Consider the following 26,352-nt stretch of genomic DNA (forward strand, 5'->3'; position numbering starts at 1 on the left):
CGCCGTTCAGCGGATCCCGCCCATGCACAGGTACTTGATCTCGACGAAGTCGTCGATGCCGTACTTCGAGCCCTCGCGGCCGATGCCGGATTCCTTGACGCCCCCGAAGGGCGCCACCTCGGTCGAGATGATGCCCTCGTTGATGCCGACGATGCCGTATTCGAGGCCCTCGGCGACGCGCCATACGCGGGCGATGTCGCGCGCGTAGAAGTAGGCGGCGAGGCCGAACTCGGTATCGTTGGCCATGCGGATCGCCTCCTCTTCGGTGTGGAAGCGGAACAGCGGCGCCACCGGGCCGAAGATCTCCTCGCGCGCCACCCGCATTGCCGGCGTCACCCCGGTGAGGATGGTGGGCTCGAAGAAGTTGCCGCCGAGCGCATGGCGCTTGCCGCCGCAGACGATCTTCGCGCCCTTCTCCACCGCATCCCCGAGCAGTTCCTCGACCTTGGCCACCGCGTCCTGGTTGATCAGCGGGCCCTGCTGCACCTCGCCCGAGAGGCCGGGGCCGACCTTGAGCTTCGCCACCGCCTCCGAAAGCTTCGCGGCGAAGGCGTCATGGACGCCGTCCTGCACCAGCAGGCGGTTGGCGCACACGCAGGTCTGGCCGGCGTTGCGGTACTTGGAGGCCATCGCGCCGGCCACCGCGGCGTCGAGGTCGGCGTCGTCGAAGACGATGAAGGGCGCATTGCCACCCAGTTCGAGCGCGACCTTCTTCACCGTGCCGGCACACTGCGCCATCAGCAGCTTGCCGACCTCGGTCGAGCCGGTGAAGGAGAGCTTGCGCACGGCCGGGTTGGCGGTGAGCTCGCCACCGACTTCGGCAGCGCGATTGCTGGTGACGACATTGAGCACGCCGCGCGGCACGCCGGCGCGCTCGGCCAGTTCGGCCAGCGCGAGCGCACACAGCGGCGTGTCCTCGGCCGGCTTGATCACGATCGTGCAGCCCGCCGCCAGCGCCGGCCCGGCCTTGCGGGTGATCATCGCGATCGGGAAGTTCCACGGCGTGATCGCCGCCACCACGCCGATCGCCTGCTTGACAACGACGATGCGCTTGTCGGCCGCATGGCCGGGAATCACGTCGCCATAGACGCGCTTGCCCTCCTCGGCGAACCACTCGATGAAGGAGGCGCCGTAGGCCACCTCGCCGCGCGCCTCCGCCAGTGGCTTGCCCTGCTCGGCCGTCATCAGCACGGCGAGGTCTTCCTGATGCGCCATGATGAGCTCGAACCAGCGCCGCAGCACCGCCGCGCGCTCCTTGGCGGTGCGCGCCCGCCACGCCGGCAGCGCCGCCTCTGCGGCGGCGATGGCGCGCCGCGTTTCAGCCGCGCCCAGGTCGGGCACGCTGGCGATCACGGCGCCATCGGCCGGATTGCTCACCGCGAAACGCATGCCCGCGTCGGCTTGAATCCATTGCCCGTCGATATAGGCCTCGGTGCGCAACAGCGCCGCATCCCTGAGTTGCATGGTCGTGTCTCCCTGTGGTGCATTCATGGCCGCGAGGGCAGCGGCGGATGACGCGCTGCGCGGCCACCAAAACGAAGATGGTAACGCGTGGGCCGGGCATCTGGCCTGCCGGCATCCGGCGCAATGTCCGCCGCACGACGGACCCGCGCGCGGTAAACGCAAAAAACCGCCACGAAGGCGGTTTTTTGCGGGAATTTATGGTCGGGGAAAGAGGATTCGAACCTCCGGCCCCTGCGTCCCGAACGCAGTGCTCTACCAGGCTGAGCTATTCCCCGACACTTTCTTGCAGGTCTTGCTGCTCTGCGAAGCCAGAAACTATATCAGTGTTTTCGCCGAACTGCAAAGTCCGATAATTGTAGCAACGCTTCCTTGAAATTGGAAGGGGGCAGCACGGAAATCGCGTCGATGGCGAGTGCCGCCTCGGCTTGCGCGTAGCGGCGCGTCTCCTCGAGCGCGCCGGTGTGCTGGATCGCCGCGAGCACGGCGGCGAAATCCTCGCGACCGCCATTCTCGATCGCGGCCCGGACCAAGGCCGCCTGCTCGGCCGTGCCGTGCTGCATGACGTGGATCAGGGGCAGCGTCGGTTTGCCCTCGGCGAGGTCGTCGCCCAGATGCTTGCCGGTGTCGGCCTCGTCGGCGGAGTAGTCGAGCACGTCGTCGATGAGCTGGAAGGCAGTGCCCAGGTGCATGCCGAAGGCGGCCAGACGGGCCTCGAGCGCGGCATCCGCACCACCCACGATGCCGCCCAGGCGCGCGGCGGCCTCGAACAGCTTCGCGGTCTTGTAGCGAATCACGCGCAGGTAGTCGTCGATGACCACGTCTGCGTTATGGCAGTTGAGCAGCTGCAGCACCTCGCCCTCGGCGATGACGTTGGTCGCATCGGCGAGGACCTGCATGACGCGCATGCTGTCGACGCCCACCATCATCTGGAAGGCGCGCGAATAGAGGAAGTCGCCGACGAAGACTGCGCTCGCGTTGCCGTACATCGCGTTGGCGGTCTTGTTGCCGCGACGCAGGTCGGATTCGTCGACCACGTCGTCGTGCAGCAGGGTGGCGGTGTGGATGAACTCGACCACGGCGGCGAGCTCGTGATGGTGCGTGCCGCGATAGCCCATCGCCCCGGCGGTAAACAGCACCAGCGCCGGGCGCAGACGCTTGCCGCCACTCTGGACGATGTATTCGGCGACCCGGCGAATCAGGTCCACGTCCGAGTGCAGGCGACTGCGGATGACCGCATCCACCGCCTGCATGTCGGCGGCGATCGGCGCAAAGAGCTGCTTGACGGACAAGACGGACACGCTCGCGACAAAAGCGGCGATGTTAGGCGGCGCCCGCGCGCGGCGTCAAGCCGCGCGCGGGCGCCGGTCCGCGCGGTGACGCGCGCCGATCATTTCCCGGTCTGGGCACGCATGACGGCGTTGTCGAGCGCTTCCTTTGCAGCCTTCTCGTCCGCCCACACGCCGGCGAGCTCCTCGTCGAGAATGCGGCGCACCTTCTGCCGCTCGACCACCGGCTGTGCCGAGGACTGCGCCGTGGCGGGCTTGTTGCTCAGCTGATCGACCGCGACCCGGACGTTCTCGAGATCCTGGCCGAGCAGCTCGCTGCGCGAGGCCAGCAGGCCTGCGCGGTTGAGCGGCAGATAGCCGGTCTCGCGCTGCCAAGCGACCTGGTTGTCGGGCTGCAGCCAGAAACCGACGAAACGCGCGACCGCCTTGTATTCGACCGGCTTCTTGCCCGCGGCCGTCCACAGCGCGGGACCGTCGGCCACGGTGTTCTGCGGCGCACCGGGGAAGTCATCGTAGTACGGCAGCCGCGACACCGCGACATCGACCTTGCCGGTGCGACGGAAGTCGGTCCAGCTCGCCGAAGGGGCCGCGATCACCGCGCACTCTCCGCTGGCGAAGCGCTGCTCGGCCTCGGTCTGCTGCGGGAAGACGTGCAGATAGCGCGCGCGCGTCCAGCTCGCCATCATCGCCACGTGCTTGACCTGGAACATGCCGTTGAAGCTCGGCACCGTCGCCTTGCCCTCCTGCCTGGCGACCGGCGCGTTGTGCCAGGCGCTGAGATTCTCGACCATCACGCGGCCCGGCTCGGAGACCGTGTAAGGGCAGGTGTGGCCGGTGTCGGCAAGGCGACCGAGCGTCTCCTGGAGATCGAACCAGGTGTCGATGCGCGTGGTCTCGGGATTCACGCCCGCGCGACGCAGCGCTTCGCGGTTGAGGAAGAGCACCGGCGTCGACAGACCGACCGGCAGCGCCAGCAGGTTGCCCTTGGCGTCGACCGGGGTGCGCGTCATCATCGCCGGCGGACGCAGCGTCTGCAGCGGCGTGCCGCTCTCCTTCATGAGCGCATGCAAGGGCTTGAAGCGCGGCTTGCCGGCGACGAAATCGTCCTCGTCGTCGCCCTCGAGGATCAGCATGTGCGGCGCCGCCGTGCGCCAGTCCGCCGAGGACAGCACGACCCGCACATCCTTCGACTGCGCGTTGAAGCGCTCGACGAGGTCCTTGAGCGCCGCCGCCTTGCTCTCGGGCAGGCGATGGAAGAGCTCGATCTGCTGCTGTGCCGCAGCCTGGGCGAGCGCCCATGGCGACACCATTGCCGCTGCGGTGAACGCAACGGCCACAAAACCCTTGAAACACTTTCTATTCATGAACTTGTCACACGCGACGGATGACCCGGACCGGCGGTCCGCAGGCCGCGCGAATTATAGTGCGCCACGCCCCGCGCGCGCAGGTCCGCGATGTAACATCCGCCGCCGCAGCCACGGCCGCGCAGACTTGGGCAGCGCGCGACGGCGGCGGCCGAGATTCCGCCTCAGGATTGCCGCAACGCTGCCGTTATACGAGTCAAGTCTCTCCACCACAGGTTCGCCATGCGCCGCTCGAATCCGTCCTCCCTGCGCACCGCCGCCCTGCTCCTCGCCCTCGCGCCTCTGGCTACCGGCTGCGAGCAGGTCATGGATCTGCTCGAGCTGCCGAACCCCGCGCGCGAGGCCGCCCGGCTCGAGGCCGAAGGACGCGCCATCGGCGGCGCCTGCCGCCATGCCGGGCGCTCGCTCGAAGACTGCTACACGCTCAACGCCGGCGCCGAGAAGGCCTCGGTGTTCGCCGGCTGGCGCGACATGAACGACTACATGATGGAGCACAAGCTCGACGTCGTGCCTTCCCGCCTCACGCCCGAGCCAGGGAAGCCCGGCGAGCATGCGAAGGGACCGGAGTCGCACGGGGCGGCCGCGCCGCCGAAGTGAGCCCGCCGCCGTCGGTGACTCAGGGCGCCGGCCTGGCTGACGCCGGGCTTGGCATAACGCACACCGAAGCTGGCGACTTCGTTGATGCGCCCGGCCCGCCACCTTGGTGGCGATCACGAGCTTCTCGCGCGCCTGACGCGCGAGCCAGTTGCCCACGGTGCGCTCGATCTCGCCGCAGGTCTCCGCGAGCGGCGGCCCCGAGGCGATGGAAACTCCCCCGGTCGCGCCGTCGCGGCTTATCATCCGGGCCTTGCCATGTCGCTGTGCCTCGCGCTCGCGACCACCGGCCCAATCATACTTCAGCGCCTGCGCCCCCCATCCGATGAATCAGCACACCCCCGCCGCCGCGCTCGCCTGCGCCGGCCTGCTCGGCTATTGCCGCGCCGGCTTCGAGAAGGAACTCGCCGCCGAACTCGACGACATCGCCGCGGAGGCCGGGCTGATCGGCTACGTGCGCGCCGAGCCCGACTCGGGCTACGTCATCTACGAGACCTTCGAACCCACCCCGCTCGGCAGCTTCGGCGAAGCCACCGACTGGCGCCGCCCGGTGTTCGCGCGCCAGCTGCTGCCGTGGTTCGCGCGCGTCGACGATCTGCCCGAGCGCGACCGCGCCACACCGATCGTCGACGCGGTCAAGGCAAGCGGCCAGCGCTTCTCGGGCGTGGTGCTGGAGACCCCCGACACCGACGAGGCCAAGCAGCGCTCGGGCTTCTGCAAGCGCTTCACCGAGCCGCTCGCCAGGGCGCTCGAGAAAGCCGGCTGCCTGCGCACCAGCCGCGCCGGTCTGCCCGTGCTGCACGTCCTCTTCACGAGCGCGACCAGCGCCTGGCTCGCCGCCGGTCAACCCGGCCAGTGCTCGACCTGGCCGATGGGCATCCCGCGCCTGCGCATGCCCTCGAACGCCCCCAGCCGCTCCACTGCGAAGCTCGCCGAAGCCTTCATGACCCTGCTCGAGGACAACGAGCGCGACAGCATCGTGCGCGCCGGCCAGCGCGCGGTGGACCTGGGCGCCGCGCCGGGCGGGTGGACCTGGCAGCTGGTGCACCGCGGCCTTCGCGTCACCGCGATCGACAACGGCCCGCTGCGCGACAGCGTCATGGCCACCGAGATGGTCGAGCACCTGAAGGCCGACGGCTTCACCTGGCGGCCGCCGCGGCCGGTGGACTGGATGGTGTGCGACATGGTCGAACAGCCCTCGCGCATCGCCTCGCTGATGGCCGAATGGGTCGCCACCGGGCGCTGCCGCTACACCATCTTCAACCTCAAGCTGCCGATGAAGCGCCGCGTCGAGGCGGTCGAGCAATGCCGCGAGCTCATCCGCAAGCGGCTCGCCAGCGTCGGCCCCTTCGACCTGCGCATCAAGCACCTGTACCACGACCGCGAGGAAGTCACCGCCTTCCTCACGCTCAAGCGCTGACGCCGCCTCGGCCGGCATTCCTCGCAGCGGGGGCGAAGCCCTTGGCGGGGAAAGGTTTTTGCGCCGTGTATAATCCGGGTTTTCCGTAATCCGGTGGCGTCCTGTCGACCACCTCCAACCCGAAGGCACCCATGAGCTTTGCCGATCTCGGCCTCATTCCCGAACTGCTGCAGGCCGTCACCGACGCCGGCTATACCGAACCCACGCCGATCCAGCGCCAGGCCATCCCCACGATCATCGCCGGCAACGACGTCATGGGCGGCGCCCAGACCGGCACCGGCAAGACCGCCGGCTTCACCCTGCCGCTGCTGCACCGCATCGCCCGCCACGCCAACACCAGCACCTCGCCCGCCCGCCACCAGACGCGCGCGCTGATCCTCGCGCCGACGCGCGAACTGGCGATGCAGGTGTACGAGTCGGTCAAGACCTACAGCAAGCACCTGCCGCTGCGCTCCGTGTGCGTCTATGGCGGCGTCGACATCAAGCCGCAGCAGATGGAGCTGCGTCGCGGCATCGAGGTGGTCATCGCCACCCCGGGCCGACTGCTCGACCACGTCGAGCAGAAGTCGATCAACCTGTCCCAGGTCGAGGTGCTGGTGCTGGACGAGGCCGACCGCATGCTCGACATGGGCTTCATCCCCGACATCAAGCGCATCCTCGCGCTGCTGCCCAAGCAGCGCCAGAGCCTGCTGTTCTCGGCCACCTTCTCGGACGAGATCAAGAAGCTCGCCGACCAGATGCTGAAGAACCCGCAGCTGATCGAGGTCGCGCGCCGCAACATGGTGTCCGAGACCATCACCCACGTGGTGCACCCGGTGTCCTCGGGCATGAAGCGCAACCTGCTCGCCCACCTGCTGCGCCACAAGCCCGACACCCAGGCCCTGGTCTTCGTCGACACCAAGCTGGTGTGCGGGCGCCTGGCCCATTACCTGGAGCGTGCCGGCATCTCCGCCGACGCCATCCACGGCGACAAGGGCCAGCAGCAGCGCACCGAGACGCTCGAGGCCTTCAAGGCCGGCAAGCTGCGCGTGCTGGTCGCCACCGACGTTGCCGCGCGCGGCATCGACATCGACGAGCTGCCCTTCGTCATCAACTTCGAGCTGCCGCACACCGCCGAGGACTACGTGCACCGCATCGGCCGCACCGGCCGCGCCGGTCACCACGGCTACGCGATCTCGCTGGTGAGTTCGGAAGAGAAGCACTGGCTGGCCGAAATCGAGAAGCTGATCAAGTTCCAGATCCCGCAGGAGCTGGTGCCCGGCTTCGATCCCGATCCGGATTTCCACGAGGCCGGCACGCGCGGACACCGCGGTCGCCGCCCCGCGGCCAGCGCCGACAGCCTCGTGCCGACCGGGAGCGGCGGGCGCGAGCGCAGTGGCGAGGGCCGTCGCGACGCGGGACGAGACGCTGCCCGCGAGTCCAGCCGGGACGCCGGCCGCGGCGCCGCGCGCGATGCCGGACGCAGTGCGAATCGCCGTACGCGGTCGACGATCGCAGCCGACGGCTTCGACTTCAGCAAGCCTTACGAGCCGGTAACCCCTGTGGTCGTCGCCACCGCCGACACCCAGCCCACCGCCGCCGCGGCTGCCAAGCCCGACCCGCTGCGTCGCGGCCAGCGCCCGATCGCGGTGCTGCTGGGTGGTCTGGGGCGTAAATAAGGCCCAAGGAACACGCCTTTTCGGGGGTCGGCGGCAGCGGGCATTCAAGTATCCTGCCCCACATGCCGTAAAGCCCGAACCGCTCGCCGATGCCCCCAGCCGTGAACACTGCAGGACGCCCTCCAGGCCTGCCGCCCGACCCGGGCGGCGCACAGCCCGCCGATCCCTTCGTCCCCGACCTCTCCGAGGGCGCGGAAACCGGGGTCTATCTCGCCCTGCTCGAGCTCCTCGACGAGGGCCTGATCATCACCGGCGACGAGCTCATCCTGGACGCCAACAGCGCCGCCTGCCAGCTGCTCGGGCGGGATTACCGCGAGGTCGCCGGGCGGCCGCTGTCCGAGCTCTTTCCCAGCGAGGAAGATTTCCTCGCTGCGCGGGCGCGCCTTTTCATCGAGGGTGAGCGCCGCGGCCAGCTCGAGTTCGCCCTTCCGGGCTGCCAGGTCCGCACCCTGTCGTTCATCTCGGCCCCCCGCTTGCGCCCCGGCATGCATGCCATCCTGCTCAGCGCGCCGACCGGCGCGACCGAGGACAACGCCGCCGGACGCATCGCGCCCGACGAAACCCACGCCGGCGAGCATCCGCAGCCCCGCGCCGAACACGGCAAGCACCCCGCCCACGCGCTGCGGACACCCTACTTCCAGACCCTGGCACGCACGCCCGGCTTCGGCGGCGACTACCTCGAACGCGGCCTCTACCGCGCGCTCCATGGCGACGAGCTCACCCTGCATTTCCAGCCCCTCGTCGATGCGCGCGATGGCCGCATCTGCGCGGGCGAGGCCCTGTTGCGCTGGCGTCATCCCGAGCTCGGCCTGCTGCCCTTCCGCAGCTTCATCGGCGCGGTCAACGACCGCCACCTGATCTCCGAACTCGGCGACTGGGTGCTGCAGTCGGCCTGTCGCGTCGCGCGTGAGTGGCCACAGGCGGCGGGTGGCGAAGCGCCCCGCCTGACGGTCAATGTGGCCCTGGAACAGCTGCTTCGCGGCGACTTCGCCGAGCGTGTCGCCGCGATCCTGCGTGACAGCGGGCTGCCCGCCGAGCGCCTCGAGCTCGATCTGGACGAGCGCGTGCTCGAGGTGGACAGCGCCGGCCTTCCGGCCACGCTGGACAGCCTCGCCGCCCAGGGGCTGCGGCTGGCGATCGACGATTTCGGCCGCGGGCTGTCATCCATTCCCCGCCTGCGCCGCTACCCGGTGACCGCGCTCAAGCTCGACCCCGCGCTGGTAGCCGGCGTCGGGCGCGACGAGGACAGCGAGGCGATCGTCGAGGCGATCAGCTGCCTCGCCGCGCCCCTTGGCCTCAAGGTCTATGCGCGCGGCGTGGAAAGCAGGGGCCAGCAGGCTTTCCTGTGTGCGCTCGGCTGCCACCTGCAGCAGGGTCCGCTGTTCGGCCAGCCCGTGCCGGCCGCCCAATTCGGCACCTACCCGCGCGGCCGCGCTCAGTAATCGAGCAGGGTGGTGCAGGTCTCCTCGCGGCCGGTCATGCGCCCGAACTGCTGCAGGCGCCCCTGCACGAATTCGTCCGGGACACGGCGATCCGCGCAGTAGTCGCGCAACTGCATGGCCTGGGCGACGAACTGCATCCGCCGCGTGACGTCGCCGATCGCACCGAAGACATAGGCGTCCGTGCGGCGCCAGTCGGGTGTCCGAGCCGCCGATGGCGCGGCTGCACCCTGCCCGCCCCCGGCCCGCTGACCAGCGGATGGCGCCTGTTGCGGCGCGCGCGGCTGCTGGGGAGCCTGCTGCTGCGCCGCCGCGACGAGCGGCAGACCGAGGCCGCACGCGCAAGCCACGAGCAGAGCCGACAAAAAGACCGGGTCGTGACCGCCGGCATTGCGCCCGCGGTCACGACCCGGTCTGCGGATCGGACGCACATCCCCCGCCAGCCCGGGGGCCAGCGGGGCAAACATCATGCTTCCATCGCCTTCACGTGCTGGATGACCTCGCCGATCGCTTCCTGCGCGCTGCCGTAGAGCATGCGGCAGTTGTCCTTGTAGAACAGCGCGTTCTCGATGCCCGAGTAGCCCGCACCCTTGCCGCGCTTGACCACGATGACGTTCTGCGCCATGTCGGCGTTGAGGATCGGCATGCCGTAGATCGGGCTCGACTTGTCGGTGCGCGCGACCGGGTTCACCACGTCGTTGGCGCCGATGACCAGCGCCACGTCGGCCTGGGCGAAATCGTTGTTGATCTCGTCGAGGTCGAAGATCTTGTCGTAGGGCACGCCGGCCTCGGCGAGCAGCACGTTCATGTGGCCCGGCATGCGACCCGCGACCGGATGGATCGCGAACACCACCTCGACGCCGCCCTCCTCCAGCAGCTGCGCCATCTCCCACACCTTGTGCTGGGCGCCGGCCACCGCCATGCCGTAGCCGGGCACGATGATGACCTTCTGGCCGTAGCGCATCAGCGCTGCCGCATCCATCGGCGACAACTCGCGCATCGTGCCTTCGACCGCCTCGCCGCCTTCGGCCGCAGCGCCGGTGATGGGCGCGAAGATGATGTTCTTGATCGGGCGGTTCATCGCCTTGGCCATGAGCTGGGTGAGCAGCATGCCCGAGGCGCCGACCACGATACCGGCGACGATGAGCGCCGGGTTGCCGATCACGAAACCCTTGAAGCCCACCGCAAGGCCGGTGAAGGCGTTCAGCAGCGAGATCACCACCGGCATGTCGGCACCGCCGATCGGCATCACCAGGACGACGCCGAGCGCGAGCGCGAGCAGGAAGAACACGAAGATCTCGAAGCCGCCGGGCGCGTCCGAGTAGGCCACGGTGAGGCCCACGCCGAAGGTCAGCAGACTCAGGAAGAAGTTCACGTTGTTCTGCTGCGGCAGGCGGATCGCCTTGTTCATCAGGCCCTGCAGCTTGGCAAATGCCACGCACGAACCCGAGAACGCCACCGCGCCGATGATCGCGCCCAGCGCAAGCAGCGTCGAGGTGACCGCGTCATGCGGCACGCCGCGCACCAGCTCGATCGCCGCGATCCCGGCCGCCGCGCCGCCGCCCATGCCGTTGTAGATGGCGACCATCTGCGGCATGTCGGTCATCTTGACGATCTTGCCGCTGTACCAGGCCACGCCGCCGCCGAGCACGATGGCGAGGATCATCAGGCCGACGTTGTGCAGGTCGGGGATGAAGAAGGTCACCACCGTGGCGCCGACCATGGCGAAGCCGGCCCAGACGATGCCCTTCTTCGCCGTCACCGGCGAGGACATCGCCTTGAGGCCGAGGATGAAGACGATGGCGACGATGAAGTACGCCATGCTCACGAACCAGTTGGACGTCATTTTGCACCCCCTTCCTTGCGGCCACCGGCCTTGAACATGCCGAGCATGCGTTCGGTGACGATGTAGCCACCGGCCGCGTTGGCCGCACCCAGGAAGACGGCGAAGAAGCCGATCACCAGTTGCACCGGATCCTCGGGATCGGCGTGGCCGAGCGCCACCATGGCGCCGATCAGCACGACGCCGTGCACGAAGTTCGAACCCGACATCAGCGGGGTGTGAAGAATCACCGGCACACGCGAGATCACCTCGTACCCGGTGAACGCGGCCAGCGCGAAGATGTACAGCGCGGTAAAGCCATCCATGACGGAATCCTCCTTACAGTCCGAGCGCCTGCTTGACGCCCGCGTGGCGAACTTCGCCCGCGTGGGTCAGGCAGCTGCCGGACATGACCTCGTCCTCCCAGTCGAGCGCGAGCGCGCCGTCCTTGATGAAGGGCGAGATGAAATTGAACAGGTTCTTGGCGATCATCTCGGACGCATGCACCGGCATGCGGCTGGGGATGTTGGTGGGACCGATCACGAGCACATCGTTGATCCATACCTTCTCGCCCGCGACCGTGCCCTCGACGTTGCCGCCGGTCTCGGCCGCCATGTCGACGACCACGGCGCCGCGCTTCATGCGCGCGACCATGTCGGCGGTGATGATCTTGGGCGCCGGCCGGCCCGGGATGGCCGCGGTGGTGATCAGCGCGTCGCACTGCGCCACCGCCTTGGCCAGGCGCTCGGCCTGCTTCGCCTTCTCTTCCTCGGTGAGCTCGCGCGCATAGCCGCCGCTGCCCGCCGCGGACACACCGGTGTCGACGAACTTGGCGCCGAGCGACTCGATCTGCTCGCGCGTCTCGGGGCGCACGTCGTAGGCTTCGACCATGGCGCCGATGCGGCGCGCGGTCGCGATCGCCTGCAGGCCGGCCACGCCGGCGCCGATCACCAGCACCTTGGCCGGGCGGATGGAACCGGCGGCATAGGTGAGCATGGGGAAGAACTTCGGCGAGTGATCGGCTGCGATCAGCGCGCACTCGTAGCCGGCGACCGCGCCCTGGCTGGACAGGATGTCCATGCTCTGGGCACGCGAGATGCGCGGCAGCAGCTCGAGGGCGAACGCGGTGACCTGGGCATCGACGAGCTGCTTCGCGCGCTCGGCGCTCGCCCATGGCTGCAGCATGCCGCACAGCACGCTGCCCGGCTTCATCGCCGCGACCGTCGACGCCGCCGGCGCCTGCACGCAGAACACCACGTCGGCGGCCGCAGCCACGTCCTCCGCGGTATCGACGAAGCGGACTTCGGCAAAGTCCTCGTCAGCGAAGTGCGCGGCCTTGCCCGCCCCCTTCTGCATGACGATCTGGGCCCCAAGGCCCTGATATTTCTTGACTACATCCGGCACGACGGACAGCCGTCGCTCGCCAGGATGCGTCTCCAAAAGCACTCCGATGACCAGAGGCATGGACGCACTCCTTCCTAGGGATAAAAAAAACGAAAGTTGAAGGCGCGTCGGCAGCACCAATGAATGGTTTTCTCTCTCCCTGCCCCGCGCTCGAAGCGCTCAGAGCCGACACACCGGGGATATTACCGTCAATCGGTGCCCGTGCAAGCATGCACCGCTTCGGTGCAGGCGTGGCCTGGCGACGGCGAGGGGGGCTCCGCTGCGACGATCGTGCGCGTCGCGGGCACGCCCGCTCAGGTGCGCGCGGGGATCGGAACCAGCTTGATGATCGCGAGCGAGATGTTGTCGCCGCTGCCGCTCGCGCGCTCGCGACCGAGGGCGATGAGACGCTGCGCTGCCGCGCGTGGCGCGAGCTCCTGCAGCGTGGTGGCGAGCTCGAAGTCGCTGAAGTAGGCCCACAGGCCGTCGGAGCACAGCAGGAAGCAGTCGCCGGCGAGCGGCGCCTCCTCGCGGCCGTAGTCGATGCGCGGCTCGCGTTCGCTGCCGAGGCAGGACAGCAGCACGTTGCGCTGCGGATGATGCAACGCGCCGTTCTCGTCCAGGCGGCCCTTGCGCTGCAGTTCGCCGACCAGGGAATGATCGCCGGTGCGCGCAACGGTGCGCGTGCCGCGGAAGTGATACAGGCGCGAATCGCCGCAGTGCGCCCAGTAGGCCCTGCCCTGCTGGAGCAGGAACGCCACCGCGGTGCTGTGCGGATCCTGCTCGCTGGTGAAGCGGGTGAGCTTGATGACCGTGTGCGCCTCGCCGATCACGCTCCCGAGCAGATGCTCGGGCGTCTCGTGCAGGGGCGCGTAGGTCTCGAAATTCTGGCGTGCGCGGATCAGCACCTGCTCGGCCGCCATCGCGCCGCCACTGTGCCCGCCCATGCCATCGGCAAGCACCGCCATCATCATCCCGGGCCGGGTCGGATGCCCGAACAGCGCCACGCGATCCTGTTGTTCCTTGCGATCGCCCAGATGCATGGCGACACAGGTTTCGGCGGTGAAGGACATGGATTGCGATGAGGAGCCGTGCGGCAGGAAGAGTGCGGCGATGATATCAAGCAGCCGTCGGCGCCGCGCGGCGGAAATCCACGCCCCGCGCGGCAAAGCGCGCGGGATGTGACTTATCTCACGCCCCGCGCGCGATCCCGCTCACGCCGGCTGGCCGGCGAGGCGGGCGTCGATGAGCTCGATCCAGTGCCGCACCGGCGTCCCGGTACCGGCCTGGAGATGGGTGATGCAGCCGATGTTGGCCGACGCGATCATCCCCGCCCCGCCCTCGAGCAGGCAGTCGAGCTTGTTGCCGCGCAGGCGTTCGGAGAGCTCGGGCTGCAGGATGGAGTAGGTGCCGGCCGAACCACAGCACAGGTGGCTGTCGCGCACCGGCGTGAGCGCGTAGCCGGCTGCGGCGAGCAGTTTCTCCACGGTACCGCGGATGCGCTGACCATGCTGCAGGGTGCAGGGTGCATGCCAGGCCAGCTTCTGCGCCGGCTGCGCGCGCGCGGCGAGCGCTGCCGCGAGCGCGTCGGCTTCCGCGGCCACCACCTCGCCGATGTCGCGTGTCAGCTCCGCCACCCGGCGTGCCTTGTCGGCGTAGTCGGGGTCGTCCTTGAGCATGTGGCCGTAGTCCTTGACCTGCACCCCGCAACCCGACGCGGTCATCACGATGGCCTCGACCTCGCCCGCGGCGATCGCCGGCCACCAGGCGTCGATGTTGCGCCGCGCATCGTCGCGCCCGCCGTCCTGGTCGTTGAGGTGGAAGCGCACGGCGCCGCAGCAGCCCGCGCCCGCCGCCTCCACCATGGAGATGCCGATCGCGTCGAGCACCCGCGCCGCGGCGGCGTTGATCGACGGCGCCATCGCCGGCTGCACGCAACCCGCGAGCGCGATCACCCGGCGCGCATGGCGTGCGGTCGGCCACGCGCCGGCCGGACGCGCCTCGGGCACCTTGGCCTTCAGCGCCTTCGGCAACAGCCCGCGCACCGCCTGCCCGGCCTTCATCGCCGCGCCGAACAGCGTCGGCCGCGGCACGAACTCGCGCAGCACGCGCCGGGTCAGCGCGTCGCTGCCGTGGCGCGGCACCCGCTCGTCGACCACATGGCGGCCGATGTCGAGCAGCCGGCTGTAGTGCACGCCGGACGGGCAGGTCGACTCGCAGGAGCGGCAGGTGAGGCAGCGGTCCAGATGCAAACGGGTCTTCTCCGTCGGCTCGGCCCCCTCGAGCACCTGCTTGATCAGGTAGATGCGCCCGCGCGGCCCGTCGAGCTCGTCGCCGAGCAGCTGGTAGGTCGGACAGGTGGCGGTGCAGAAGCCGCAATGCACGCACTTGCGCAGGATCTCCTCGGCCTCGCGGCCTTCGGGCGTGTCGCGGATGAAATCGGCGAGCTGGGTCTGCATGGGTCAGAACTCCGCGTAGAGGCGGCCGGGATTGAAGATGCCCGCCGGATCGAAAGCCTGCTTGAGCCGGCGGTGGATGGTCGCCAACGGCGCCGACAGCGGCTGGAACACGTCGCCGCCGCGGTCGCCGCCACGAAAGGCGCAAGCGTGCCCGCCGAGCTCGGCGGCGCGGGCGCGCACGTGTCCGTCGCCCGCCGGCGCGACCACCCAGCGCAGCGCGCCGCCCCACTCCACCACCTGGCGGCCGCCCAGCGCGAGCGCGGGCGCCGTGCTCGGCAGCGCCACCCGCCACAGCACCTCGTCGGCGCCGCAGGCAAACGGCGCCGCGGTCTGCTCGCGCACGGCGGCCCACAGCGCACTGGCCTCCGCCCCGTCGAGGCGCTCGCCCCCGAGCCTTTCGGTTGCTGCCCCGACCGCGGCCTCGGCACCCGACAGGCGCACGTGGAGCACGCCCTCGGTCCACAGGCTTGCGGACACCGGCAGCGGCTGGCCGCCCCACTCGTTCAGGCGCCGCAGCGCAGTCGCCTCATCCAGTTCGAAGCGCAGCGTGGCCTCGGCAACCGGGCGCGGCAGCACCTTGAGCGACACCTCGAGCATGATCCCGAGCGTGCCCAGGCTGCCCGCCACCAGGCGCGAGACATCGTAGCCGGCGACGTTCTTCATGACCTGGCCACCGAACTTCAGGACATCGCCGCGACCGTCGAGCAGCTTCACGCCGAGCATGAAGTCGCGCACCGCGCCCATGCTCGCCCGCCGCGGCCCGGACAGGCCTGCGGCCACGCAGCCGGCGACGGTGGCACCGGAGCCGAAGTGCGGCGGCTCGAAAGCCAGGTACTGGCCCTTGTCGGCGAGCACGGCCTCGAGTTCGGCGAGCGGCGTGCCGCCGCGCACCGTCACCACCAGCTCGGTCGGCTCATGGGCCACCACGCCGCTGTTGGCGCACAGGTCGAACACCTCGCCCGCCGGTGCGCGACCATGAAAATCCTTGGTCCCGCCGCCACGCAGGCACAGCGGCGTCTTCGCCGCGGCCGCCGCGCGCACGCGCTCGGCCCACTCCTTCTCGATCATCGTCATCTGTCTCGTCCTGCTTTCGTTCGGAGATCCCTTTCGCGTGAAGCCCTGTGGGAGCGGGCTTGCCCGCGAAAGGGGGCCGACTTGCGGGGATCATTCGCGGGCAAGCCCGCTCCCACGGGAATCTCTCCCCTTCGGTTCAGAAGCAAGCCCGCTCCCACGGGAATCTCATCGCTTCGGTTCAGAAGCGCGGAATGTCCGGGTAGGGCACGTGGCCCTTGCTCACCTTCATGCGCCCGTACTCGGCGCAGCGGTTGAGGGTGGGAATCGCCTTGCCGGGGTTGAGCAGCCCGGGGGGGTCGAAGGCCGCCTTGACGCGGAAGAACTGGCGCACCTCGGCCGTGGTGAACTGCGCGCACATCTGGTTGATCTTTTCCAGCCCGACGCCGTGCTCGCCGGTGATGGTGCCGCCGAGCGCAACCGACAGCTCGAGGATCTCGGCGCCGAACGCCTCGGCGCGCTCGAGCTCGTCGGGCTGGTTGGCGTCGAACAGGATCAAGGGATGCAGGTTGCCGTCGCCGGCATGGAAGACGTTCATGCAGCGCAGACCGTACGTGGCTTCCATGGCCTGGATCGCGGTCAGCATCTCGCCGAGGCGTTTGCGCGGGATGGTGCCGTCCATGCAGTAGTAGTCGGGCGAGAGTCGCCCCGCGGCCGGGAAGGCGGCCTTGCGCCCGGCCCAGAACCTGAGCCGCTCGGCCTCGTCGCGCGACACGCGGATCTCGGTGGCGCCGCTGTCCTCGAGCACCGCGCGCACGCGCGCGATCTCCTCGGCCACCTCCTCCGGCGTGCCGTCGGCCTCGCACAGCAGGATGGCCTTGGCGTCGAGCGGGTAGCCGGCGCGCACGAACTCCTCGACCGCGGCGGTGGCGGGCTGGTCCATCATCTCGAGGCCGGCGGGGATGATGCCGGCGGCGATGATCCGCGCCACCGCGTCGCCAGCGCGGACCACGTCGTCGAAGGCGGCGAGCACGCACTGCGCAAGCTGCGGCTTGGGCACCAGCTTGACGGTGACCTCGGTCACCACCACCAGCATGCCCTCGGAGCCGGTGACCAGCGCCAGCAGGTCGTAGCCCGGCGAGTCGAGCGCGCCGGAGCCGATCTCGACGATCTCGCCCTCGATGGTCACCCCGCGCACGCGCAGCAGGTTGTGCACGGTCAGCCCATACTTGAGGCAATGCACGCCACCGGCGTTCTCGGCCACGTTGCCGCCGATCGAGCACGCGATCTGCGAGGACGGGTCGGGCGCGTAATAAAGACCATGCGGCGCGGCAGCCTCGGAGATCGCGAGGTTGCGCACGCCCGGCTGGACGACCGCGGTGCGCGCGAGCGGGTCGAGCTCGAGTATGCGGTTGAAGCGCGCCAGCGACAGCAGCACGCCGCGCGTGTGCGGCAGCGCGCCGCCCGACAGCCCGGTGCCCGCGCCGCGCGCCACCACCGGCACGCCAAGCTCGTGGCAGATGCGCAACACGTCCACCACCTGCGCCTCGGTGGTCGGCAGCGCCACCACCAGCGGCAGCGCGCGGTAGGCGGCGAGGCCGTCGCACTCGTAGGGGCGCAGGTCCTCGGTCTCGTACATCAGCGTGCCGGCGGGCAGCACGCGGCTGAGCGCCTCGACCACACGCACCTTGTCGATCGCGGAAAAGTCGCGCTCGGTCTCGCCGAATGGCAACGCCTCGACTTCAGCATTCATCTTCGTGTCCTCACCAAGGGACCGCCACGGACGCCCTCGCCCGCCGTGCCGGAAGAGTATAGGGGCCCCGCACCGGGCGGAGGTTGACGCATTTTTGCGGTGGCCTTGAAGAACTTTCACAGCGCGCAGGGCCGCCGCGAGACATCTCACCGGTCCCGTCGGCCCATGGCGCCCGCCGCGGCGGCGGTCGCTCAGGGCAGCACGCCCTGCAACCAGTCGACGAAGGCGGCGCACTCCCAGCGCTCGAGCGCACCGGGTGCCCAGCAGATGTAATGACCATAGGGCGACACCATGGGACGGTCCGACAGCGACAGCAGGCGCCCGCTGTCGAACCAGGCGGCGCCGAGCTTGTGCCGCACCAGCGCGACCCCGAAGCCGCTCGCCGCGGCGTCGTACACCAGGCCGAGATCGTTGAACTGCGCGCCGCGCGCCGGCTCGGCGAGGCTGCGCCCGCAGTGCGCGAACCAGTTCGCCCAGGGCTCGAGCGGGCTGCGGATGAGTTGCGCCGCGGTGAGCTCGGCCTCGCCCGCGAAGCCGTCGAAGGGGCCGAACTCGTCGAGAAAGCCCGGGCTGCAGGCCGGCGTTGCCACGTCGCGCAGGATCAGCCGGTGCTCGAGGTCGGTGTAGCCGCCCAGGCCGTAGCGGATCTCGAGGTCGGCCTCCTCGGCGGTGACGTCGCGCAGCGGGATCGACACCTGCAGGGTGAGCTCGATGTCGGGGTAGCTGCGCCGGAACAGCTCGAGCTTGGGCATCACGAACTGCCGGCAGAACGAGGGCGTGATCGCCACCCGCAGCCGCGGCGCGCTGGCCGCGGCGCGCTCGCCGGGCACGTTCTGCAGCGCGGCGAGCGCGGTGCACACCTGCTGCAGGTAGGTGGCGCCCTCGGCGGTGAGGGTGAAGTCGCCGCGACAGAACAGCCGGATACCGAGATGGGACTCGAGCTGACGCAGGCGATGGCTGACGGCGCTCACTGTGACGCACAGCTCCTCTGCCGCCCGGCTGGCGCTGCGCAGACGCGCGACCGCCTCGAAGGTCTGCAGGCACTGGATCGGGGGGATGCGGCTGGTCGCCATCGGGACTGCACTCCGGGCCATCTGGGGGTCGCCGCATTATGCGCGCGCCAGCCCCCGCGCCCCATCCGGGGTGACCGCAGGAACCGGCGGGCCCGCTCGCGCAGCGCCCCTGGCTGCGGGTGATCGCCGCGGTGGCCCATCTCCGTCCATGGAGGCATGCACGTTTAATCGTTAACATGGGGCCCTTCGAATCACATCCAAGGCTCCGGGCGCATTGCCGACGCATGGCACACGGCGGCCACCTCCAATGTCGACCCTCCAGCGCGTGTTCCCCTTCCTGTCATGGCCGGCGCAATGGCGCGTCGCCGGCGTGCGCGGCGACATCGCTGCCGGCATCACCGTGGCGCTGGTGATGATTCCGCAGGCGCTGGCCTACGCCAAGCTCGCCGGCCTGCCGCCGCACGTCGGGCTTTACGCCGCGCTGGTGCCGGCGGTGGTGGCGGCGCTGTTCGGCTCCTGCAGCCAGCTGTCTACCGGGCCGGTGGCGCTCACCAGCCTGCTGGTCGCCGCCAGCATCGCGCCGCTCGGCGGCCTCGCCGGCGGCGACGTCATCGGACTTGCCTTGTTGCTCGCACTCCTGTCCGGACTCATCCAGCTCGCACTCGGCGTGCTGCGCCTGGGCTGGCTGCTCAACCTGCTTTCGGTGCCGGTGCTGATGGGCTTCGTGAATGCGGCGGCGCTGATCATCTGCCTGACCCAGATCCCGCCCCTGCTCGGGCTGACCATGCCTCACTCCCAGCACCTGATGCTCGACTTCGCCCAGGCGCTCGGCGGGGTAGCCGACCTTCACCCGGCCGCGGTGGGTTTCGGTCTCGGCAGCCTGGCGGCCCTGGTGGCACTCAAGCGCCTGTGGCCGCGCCTGCCCGGCGTACCGCTGGTGGTCGCAGCGGCCACCGCGATTTCGGCGTGGACGGGCTTCGCCGCCGGCGGCGGCGCGGTGGTGGGCGACGTGCCGGGCGGGTTGCCGGAACTCGGCCTGCCGCCGCTGCGCCTGGAGCTGATCGCCGCGCTGCTGCCGGCCGCCTTCGTCGTCGCGATGGTCAGCTTCATGGAGGCGGCCTCCAGCGCCAAGCTCATCTCCGGCCGCACGCGCGAACCCTGGCGGCAGGACCAGGAGCTGATCGGCCAGGGCCTCGCCAAGATCGCCGCCGCCTTCACCAGCGGCATGCCGGTCAGCGCCTCGTTCTCGCGCTCGGCGCTCAATTACGCGAGCGACGCACGCACCGGCCTGTCGTCCATCGTCACCGCCGCCTTCGTGCTGCTCGCCCTGCTCTACCTCACGCCGCTGCTGTGGCACCTGCCCAAGCCGGTGCTGGCGGCGATCATCCTGCAGGCGGTGGCTGGCCTCATGGACTTCAAGGTGCTGGTGCGCGCCTGGCGCGCGAGCCGCGACGACGGCGCCGGCGCGGCGGTCACCTTCCTCGCCACGCTGGCCTTCGCGCCCAACATCCAGAACGGCATCTTCACCGGCCTCATCCTGTCGCTGGCGCTGATGGTGTATCGCGGCATGCGTCCGCGCGCGGCGCTGCTCGGCCTGCACGAGGACGGCACCTACCGCGACCGCGAGCGCTTCGGCCTGCCGCATCCACACCCGCAGCTCGTGATCCTGCGCTTCGACAGCCCGCTCAGCTTCGTCACCGCCGCCACCTTCGAGGACGCCATGCTCGACGCCGCGCGTGCGCAGGAGGGCGTGAAGATCGTGCTGGTGTCGGGCGCGGGCATCAACGACATCGACGCCACCGGACTGCATACCCTGGCCGGACTCATCGAGCGCTTCAATGCCCAGGGCCAGTCGATCGCCTTCTGCGGGCTCAAGAAACAGGTGATCGACGCCATGGAGCGCGACGGCGTGTGGGCGCGAGTGAAGGCGCAGGCGAGCTACCGGACCGAGCACCAGGCGCTGGATGCCCTGCTGGCAGCGCTGGCAAAGGGCTGATCGGCCCGTTTCAGGCGGCCTCCGGATAGGTGTCGGATTTCTTTACACTCATCCACGAGGTGCCACGCGCTCCGCCCATGCTTGTTTTCATTGACTTTTCCCCGACACCCTCTTATAGTGCGCGATTCTTTGCAGACCCATCAACTGGAGTAACACCATGTACGCGGTGATAAAAACCGGTGGCAAGCAGTATCGCGTTGCCGCTGGCGAAAAGATCAAGGTAGAACAGATACCGGCCGACGTGGGTTCCGAAATCACCATCGACCAGGTCTTCATGGTCGGTGAAGGCGACGCCGTCAAGATCGGCACGCCCGTTGTGGCCGGAGCTTCCGTCAAGGCGACCGTGGTTTCCCACGGCCGTCACGACAAGATCAAGATTTTCAAGATGCGCCGCCGCAAGCACTACCAGAAGCACCAGGGGCATCGTCAGAACTACACCGAGCTTCGCATCGAAGCGATCTCGGCCTAAGGTCAGGGGGTAATCCGACATGGCACACAAAAAAGCTGGCGGTAGTTCGCGTAACGGCCGCGACTCGGAATCGAAACGCCTCGGCGTCAAGCGCTACGGTGGCCAGTTCGTGCTCGCCGGCAACATCATCGTTCGCCAGCGCGGCACCGAGTACCACCCGGGCGACAACGTCGGCATCGGCAAGGACCACACCCTGTTCGCGCTGACCAACGGCACCGTGCAGTTCGCGGTCAAGGGCCCGTCGCGTCGTCGCACCGTGATCATCGTGCCGGAAGCGGCCTGATCGCGCGTTCGCTCGCGTTGCAGTACAAAAGCCCTATCCGCGTGGTAGGGCTTTTTTGTTTCCGGGGCGCGCACTGCTGCGTGTTCTGCTAAGAGGTTGATCAGGCATGAAGTTTTTTGACGAAGCCCGCATCGAGGTGTACGCCGGCGACGGCGGCAACGGCGCAGCCACCTTCCGCCGCGAGAAGTTCATCCCCAAGGGCGGCCCGAGCGGCGGCGACGGCGGGCGCGGCGGCAGCGTGTATGCCGTGGCCGACCGCAACCTCAACACCCTGATCGACTACCGCTACACGCGCAGCTTCCGCGCCGAACGCGGCGAGAACGGCGGCAGCCGCGACTGCTACGGCAAGGGCGGCGACGACATCACGCTGCGCTTCCCGGTGGGCACGGTGATCAAGGACTACGAGAGCGGCGAGCTCATCGCCGACCTCGACGAGGACGGCAAGCGCGTGCTCATCGCCCGCGGCGGCCGCGGCGGCCTGGGCAACATCCACTTCAAGTCCAGCACCAACCGCGCGCCACGCAAGAAGACCATGGGCCAGGAAGGCGAGTACCGCAACCTGCACCTGGAACTGAAGGTGCTGGCCGACGTCGGCCTGCTCGGCCTGCCCAACGCCGGCAAGTCCACCTTCATCCGCAGCGTCTCCGCCGCCAAGCCCAAGGTCGCCGACTACCCCTTCACCACGCTCGCACCCAACCTCGGCGTGGTGCGCACCAGCGAGTCGCGCAGCTTCGTGATCGCCGACATCCCTGGCCTGATCGAAGGCGCGGCCGAAGGTGCCGGCCTCGGCCACCAGTTCCTGCGCCACCTGCAGCGCACCCACCTGCTGCTGCACCTGGTCGACCTCGCCCCCTTCGACCCCGAGGCCGATCCGGTCGCCGACGCCAGGGCGATCGCCGAGGAGCTGCGCAAGTACGACGAGGCGCTCTACAACAAGCCGCGCTGGCTGGTGCTGAACAAGCTCGACCTCATCCCCGAGGAAGAGCGCACCGAGCGCGTCGAGGCCTTCCTCGACGCCTACGGCCCGGTCGAGCGCCACTTCGAGATCTCCGCCATGAAAGGCGAAGGCACGCAGGCGCTGATCTTCGCGATCCAGGACCTGCTCGACGCCGAGCGCGCCCGCATCGAGGCCGAGCGCGCCGAACGCCTCGCCGCCGAAGCCGCCCGCCTGGCCGCCGCCGAGGCCGCGCGCGCCGCCGCGGAGGCGGCGTACGAGGAAGAGGCCTACGCCGAGGACGAAGCCGAAGGCACAGACGACGACAGCGACGACGAAGACGCCCTCCCGGAAGACCGCCCGAGCAAAAGCTGATTCAGCGCCGTGGGAGCGGGCTTGCCCGCGAACAAGGCAGCATTCGCGGGCAAGCCCGCTCCCACAGCGCCCGCTCCCACGCAAGCGCCGCCCCGCAAGCCACTCAACCGCCATCGCCTTTGCCCCCAGGCCCCCTGCAAAGATGAGAACCAAGATCCGTAACGCCCGCCGCCTCGTCGTCAAGGTCGGCTCCGCCCTCGTCACCAACAACGGCGCCGGCCTGGACAAGGACGCGCTCGACGCCTGGGCGCGCCAGATCGCCGCGCTGCGCGCCGAAGGCCGCGAGGTGGCCCTGGTATCCTCCGGCGCCATCGCCGCCGGCATGCAGCGCCTGGGCTGGGCCAGGCGCCCGCACGAGATGAACAAGCTGCAGGCGGCCGCCGCGGTGGGCCAGATGGGCCTGGTCGAAGCCTACGAAAAGGCCTTCTCGCGCCACGGCCTGCAGACGGCGCAGATCCTGCTCACCCACGAGGATCTGTCCGACCGCACCCGCTACCTCAACGCCCGCAGCACGCTCACCACCCTTCTGCAGATCGGCGTGGTGCCGATCATCAACGAGAACGACACCGTGGTCACCGACGAGATCAAGTTCGGCGACAACGACACGCTGGGCGCGCTGGTCGCCAACCTGATCGAGGCCGAGGCGCTGATCATCCTCACCGACCAGCAGGGGCTGTACACCGCCGACCCGCGCAAGGATCCGGCCGCTACGCTGATTGCCGAAGGCCGCGCCGAGGACCGCCAGTACGAAACCATGGCCGGCGGCTCGGGCAGCGCGATCAGCAAGGGCGGCATGGTCACCAAGATCCGTGCAGCCCAGCGTGCCGCGCGCAGCGGGGCGCACACCTGCATTGCCAGCGGACGGGAGGCCGATCCGATTTTGCGCCTGGCGGCGGGCGAGGCGCTCGGGACGCTGCTCTACGCCAGCAGCACGCCGCTGCAGGCGAGAAAGCAGTGGATCGCCGACCACCTGCAGCTCGCCGGGGATCTGATCATCGACGACGGCGCGGTCGCCGCACTACGCAGCGGCCGCAGCCTGCTGCCGGTGGGGGTGATCGAGGTGCGCGGCGAGTTCAAGCGTGGCGCGGCAGTGGCATGCAGAAGCCTGACCGGGGAGGAAGTGGCGCGCGGGCTGGTGAATTACTCGGCTTCGGAGTGTCGGCGGATCGCACGCAAGCCGACAGCGGATATCGAGAAGCTACTTGGGTACATCGACGAGCCAGAACTCATCCACCGCAACAACATGGTCGGGCGTTAATCCCTGCTGAAGCGCGCTTCCACCCGGCTCCACAGCACCAGCAGCGCCGGCAGCAGGATCAGCTCCATCAGCTGACCGGCAAGCAGCCCCACGGCCGTGAGCACCCCGAAGTGCGCGGTCGGCACGAAGCTTGAAGTCGCCAGCAGCAGGAACTGCGACACCAGCAGCAAGGAGGTGGCCAGTACCGCGCGCCCAGAGGCCTCGAAGCTGCGCGCCACCGCGAATACCGCGCCGTAGCCCTTCTTCCGGCGCTCCTGGTAGTTGTGGAAGATATGGATGGTGTCGTCGACGGTGATGCCGAGCACCACGCCCGCGATCAGCACTGTTGCCATGTCGAGGTAGATCCCCGCTGCCCCCATCAGGGCGAACACGAAGAACAGCGGCGCCAGGTTCGGCAGCATGCTGATCACAGCCGACGGGAAGGAGCGCCAAAGCAGGAACATGATCAGGAAGATCTGCCCGAACGCCCCCAGGAAGCTGTGCAACTGGCCGACGACAAGCAGATCTTCCTGATCGGCGAACAGGCGCCCGTAGCCCGCTGTCTGCCAGGTGAGCCCGGGGTCGTCGACCTCTGCGACCAAGGCGTCGATCTTGTCGATCACAGCCTGGATCGCGTTGGCGCCATGCACGTTCACATTGAGCAGGATGCGCATGCGCTGGAACTCGCCATTGACCAGTTCCTGCAGGTCGCGCCCGTCGTAGATCAGCAGCAACTGGCTCAGCAGGCGGTCATCGTCAGGAAGCGTGCGAAAGGCGTCGTCCTCCTCGTTGAAGGCCCAGTTCATCTCCTCGACGATATCCATCATCGACAGCGTTCGATCGACCTCGGGCAGCGCCTCGACTTGCGTCTGCAGGGCCTTGATGCGTTGCAGGCGCGCGGCGTCCTTGAAGGCATCCCGCCCCGGGCCGTCGACCACGATCTCGAGCGCCGTCACCCCCACCAGCGCGGCCTCCACCTTCGCAGTGGATTGCGTCAGCGGATGATCGGCATTGAAGAACTTGAGCAGATCCGACTCGGCCTGCACCTTCAGCAACAAGGGCGCAGTCGCCACGACCACCACCACCACCGTCCCCACCACCCAGCCCGCGCGCCGGATCGCGAAATTGGCCAACCCGCAGGACAGGCGCCGCGTCCAGGCAAAACCGCCTTCCTGGCTCGGCCATGGCCCGCGGTCGAACTTCACCAGGAAGGGCGGCACCAGATAGAACACGACAAAGTAGATCACCACCACACCAACCGCCGCGACCAGGCCAAAAACCTGGATCGGCGGAATCGGCACCAGCACCAGGCTGATCATGCCTGCCGCGGTGGTCAGCACATTGAAGAGCGCCGGTGTATGCACCATCTGCAGCGCGAACACGACCCGTTTGGGGCGCCGGAAACCCGCGTCACGCGTACGCTTGAGTGCCGCATACAAGTGCAACAGGTTCGACACGGTGTAGGCGGACAGCAAGGTGGGCACCATCGCCGTCACCAATGTGTAAGGTTGGCCGATGGCTGCGATCAGCCCCACGCAGGCTACCACCGCGGTACTCATCGCCACCGCACCGAGCACCACCGGCACCAGCCGGCCCACCACCCAATACAGCAACACCAGCCCCAGCCCCATCACGAGCGGGGTGAACACCAAGGTGTCACGCAGCATCGAGCGCAGCTCTGCAGCATCGAGCGCCACCGTGCCAGCGACGGCGACCAGCTGCGCGCTCAGCTGCTCGGCCTCCACCGCGTCCTCGAACGCCGTTTCGATTGACTGACGCTGGCGGCTCTCGGCGAGCTTGTGGGTGCGCACGACCAGCGCCACCGCCTTGCCGTCGGTGGACGCCAGCCAGCCCGGCATGAAGCGGTCGCCTAGCACGCGAGCGACGCGCTCGGCCTCGCCCTCGGCTCCGACCTTGCTGCCCTCGCCCAGCGACTCCGCATCGATCAGCGGCTCGACCACGAAACCATCGGCGGTGCCGGAAATATGATCGACGCGGGTCAGCGCAAACACCCGGTCGACGTCCGGATGGCGCTCCATATGCGCGCTCACGCGGTCAAGCGCCGCGAGCGTAGCAGCGCTGTAGAGCCCGTCGCCCGCAAACAGGCCGATCAAAATCTCGTCATTGGGAAATTCGGTGCGCAGCTCGCGCTCGAGCACCGTCGCCGGCGCATCCTTGGGGAAGTAAAGCTCGGGCGCGTTGTTGAGGTCCAGCCGCAGCAGCACCAACGCGGCGCCGATCACCTGCACCACGACGATGATCGCCAGCGCCTGGCGCCAGCGCATCAGGCGCGGCTGCATCAGACGCAGCAGCAGGGCGTTCAGCCCGTCTTTCAGCATCGCATCACCGCCCATGGGCCAGCGCGCGCGTACGAGTCGCCCTCTGCAAGATC

General features: G+C 69.0%; 22 protein-coding genes and 1 tRNA gene. 9 read left to right on the forward strand and 14 right to left on the reverse strand.

Annotated elements, in window-relative coordinates:
- Positions 1–6: 6 nt before the first annotated feature.
- The 4 genes from gabD to AAG895_RS13380 form a co-directional block, all read right to left on the reverse strand.
- Entirely contained in the window at positions 7–1,464 is a 1,458-nt protein-coding gene (gene gabD, locus AAG895_RS13365) for an NADP-dependent succinate-semialdehyde dehydrogenase (RefSeq protein ID WP_345792499.1), read from the reverse strand.
- A 198-nt stretch (positions 1,465–1,662) separates the two neighbouring features.
- A tRNA-Pro gene (locus AAG895_RS13370) sits at positions 1,663–1,739 on the reverse strand.
- 45 nt (positions 1,740–1,784) lie between these two features.
- Positions 1,785–2,714: a polyprenyl synthetase family protein gene (locus AAG895_RS13375; protein ID WP_345795294.1), complete on the reverse strand. Its 930-nt coding sequence runs from the start codon at positions 2,712–2,714 to the stop codon at positions 1,785–1,787.
- A 137-nt stretch (positions 2,715–2,851) separates the two neighbouring features.
- Positions 2,852–4,060 (reverse strand): extracellular solute-binding protein, encoded by a 1,209-nt coding sequence (locus tag AAG895_RS13380; RefSeq protein WP_345795295.1) that lies wholly within the window; start codon positions 4,058–4,060, stop codon positions 2,852–2,854.
- Positions 4,061–4,336: 276 nt separating this feature from the next.
- Here AAG895_RS13380 and AAG895_RS13385 point away from each other — a divergent pair, with 276 nt between their 5' ends.
- The 4 genes from AAG895_RS13385 (at position 4,337) to AAG895_RS13400 (ending at position 9,228) form a co-directional block, all read left to right on the forward strand.
- On the forward strand, positions 4,337–4,711 hold the full coding sequence (locus tag AAG895_RS13385; protein WP_345792500.1) for a hypothetical protein: 375 nt from the start codon (positions 4,337–4,339) through the stop codon (positions 4,709–4,711).
- A gap of 322 nt (positions 4,712–5,033) precedes the next feature.
- Positions 5,034–6,128: a 23S rRNA (cytidine(2498)-2'-O)-methyltransferase RlmM gene (rlmM, locus tag AAG895_RS13390; RefSeq protein ID WP_345792501.1), complete on the forward strand. Its 1,095-nt coding sequence runs from the start codon at positions 5,034–5,036 to the stop codon at positions 6,126–6,128.
- 131 nt (positions 6,129–6,259) lie between these two features.
- Positions 6,260–7,786 carry a DEAD/DEAH box helicase gene (locus AAG895_RS13395; RefSeq protein WP_345792502.1) on the forward strand — a complete coding sequence of 509 codons (1,527 nt, stop codon included), beginning with the start codon at positions 6,260–6,262 and terminating at the stop codon, positions 7,784–7,786.
- A 101-nt stretch (positions 7,787–7,887) separates the two neighbouring features.
- A complete protein-coding gene (locus tag AAG895_RS13400) occupies positions 7,888–9,228 on the forward strand; it encodes an EAL domain-containing protein (RefSeq protein WP_345792503.1) in 1,341 nt (446 codons plus the stop codon).
- Here AAG895_RS13400 and AAG895_RS13405 read toward each other — a convergent pair.
- From AAG895_RS13405 to AAG895_RS13445, 9 genes are all read right to left on the reverse strand, one after another.
- Complete coding sequence (locus AAG895_RS13405) at positions 9,222–9,695, reverse strand: hypothetical protein (RefSeq protein WP_345792504.1); 474 nt, start codon at positions 9,693–9,695, stop codon at positions 9,222–9,224. The two genes, AAG895_RS13400 and AAG895_RS13405, sit on opposite strands and share 7 nt — an antisense overlap.
- A complete protein-coding gene (locus AAG895_RS13410; RefSeq protein ID WP_345792505.1) occupies positions 9,692–11,071 on the reverse strand; it encodes an NAD(P)(+) transhydrogenase (Re/Si-specific) subunit beta in 1,380 nt (459 codons plus the stop codon). Before AAG895_RS13410 ends, AAG895_RS13405 begins: the two co-directional genes overlap by 4 nt.
- Complete coding sequence (locus tag AAG895_RS13415) at positions 11,068–11,373, reverse strand: NAD(P) transhydrogenase subunit alpha (RefSeq protein WP_002945625.1); 306 nt, start codon at positions 11,371–11,373, stop codon at positions 11,068–11,070. Before AAG895_RS13415 ends, AAG895_RS13410 begins: the two co-directional genes overlap by 4 nt.
- A gap of 13 nt (positions 11,374–11,386) precedes the next feature.
- On the reverse strand, positions 11,387–12,511 hold the full coding sequence (locus tag AAG895_RS13420) for an NAD(P) transhydrogenase subunit alpha (protein ID WP_345792506.1): 1,125 nt from the start codon (positions 12,509–12,511) through the stop codon (positions 11,387–11,389).
- 233 nt (positions 12,512–12,744) lie between these two features.
- Positions 12,745–13,503 (reverse strand): protein phosphatase 2C domain-containing protein, encoded by a 759-nt coding sequence (locus tag AAG895_RS13425; protein ID WP_345792507.1) that lies wholly within the window; start codon positions 13,501–13,503, stop codon positions 12,745–12,747.
- Positions 13,504–13,644: 141 nt separating this feature from the next.
- A complete protein-coding gene (gene glcF / locus AAG895_RS13430; protein ID WP_345792508.1) occupies positions 13,645–14,889 on the reverse strand; it encodes a glycolate oxidase subunit GlcF in 1,245 nt (414 codons plus the stop codon).
- A gap of 3 nt (positions 14,890–14,892) precedes the next feature.
- Positions 14,893–15,963, reverse strand: a complete 1,071-nt coding sequence (gene glcE / locus AAG895_RS13435; protein WP_345792509.1) for a glycolate oxidase subunit GlcE — start codon at positions 15,961–15,963, stop codon at positions 14,893–14,895.
- A gap of 178 nt (positions 15,964–16,141) precedes the next feature.
- A complete protein-coding gene (locus tag AAG895_RS13440) occupies positions 16,142–17,653 on the reverse strand; it encodes an FAD-linked oxidase C-terminal domain-containing protein (protein WP_345792510.1) in 1,512 nt (503 codons plus the stop codon).
- Between the two features lie 191 nt (positions 17,654–17,844).
- Positions 17,845–18,726, reverse strand: coding sequence for a LysR substrate-binding domain-containing protein (locus tag AAG895_RS13445; RefSeq protein ID WP_345792511.1), 882 nt, complete (start codon positions 18,724–18,726; stop codon positions 17,845–17,847).
- 247 nt (positions 18,727–18,973) lie between these two features.
- Between AAG895_RS13445 and AAG895_RS13450 the strand changes: the two genes are divergently transcribed.
- The 5 genes from AAG895_RS13450 (at position 18,974) to proB (ending at position 23,981) form a co-directional block, all read left to right on the forward strand.
- The gene (locus AAG895_RS13450) at positions 18,974–20,662 is read left to right on the forward strand and encodes a SulP family inorganic anion transporter (RefSeq protein WP_345792512.1); all 1,689 of its coding nucleotides are present in this window, start codon (positions 18,974–18,976) and stop codon (positions 20,660–20,662) included.
- Positions 20,663–20,819: 157 nt separating this feature from the next.
- Positions 20,820–21,131, forward strand: a complete 312-nt coding sequence (rplU, locus tag AAG895_RS13455) for a 50S ribosomal protein L21 (protein ID WP_004322886.1) — start codon at positions 20,820–20,822, stop codon at positions 21,129–21,131.
- A 19-nt stretch (positions 21,132–21,150) separates the two neighbouring features.
- Positions 21,151–21,414 (forward strand): 50S ribosomal protein L27, encoded by a 264-nt coding sequence (gene rpmA / locus AAG895_RS13460; protein WP_281049158.1) that lies wholly within the window; start codon positions 21,151–21,153, stop codon positions 21,412–21,414.
- Positions 21,415–21,520: 106 nt separating this feature from the next.
- Entirely contained in the window at positions 21,521–22,723 is a 1,203-nt protein-coding gene (gene cgtA, locus AAG895_RS13465; RefSeq protein WP_345792513.1) for an Obg family GTPase CgtA, read from the forward strand.
- A gap of 142 nt (positions 22,724–22,865) precedes the next feature.
- The gene (proB, locus tag AAG895_RS13470) at positions 22,866–23,981 is read left to right on the forward strand and encodes a glutamate 5-kinase (protein WP_345792514.1); all 1,116 of its coding nucleotides are present in this window, start codon (positions 22,866–22,868) and stop codon (positions 23,979–23,981) included.
- On the opposite strand, the gene AAG895_RS13475 is transcribed toward proB, so the two are convergent.
- Positions 23,978–26,299, reverse strand: coding sequence for an MMPL family transporter (locus AAG895_RS13475; protein WP_345792515.1), 2,322 nt, complete (start codon positions 26,297–26,299; stop codon positions 23,978–23,980). The two genes, proB and AAG895_RS13475, sit on opposite strands and share 4 nt — an antisense overlap.
- Positions 26,300–26,352: the final 53 nt, after the last annotated feature.

Origin of the sequence: Thauera sp. JM12B12 (assembly GCF_039614725.1) — a bacterium.
GTDB lineage: Bacteria > Pseudomonadota > Gammaproteobacteria > Burkholderiales > Rhodocyclaceae > Thauera.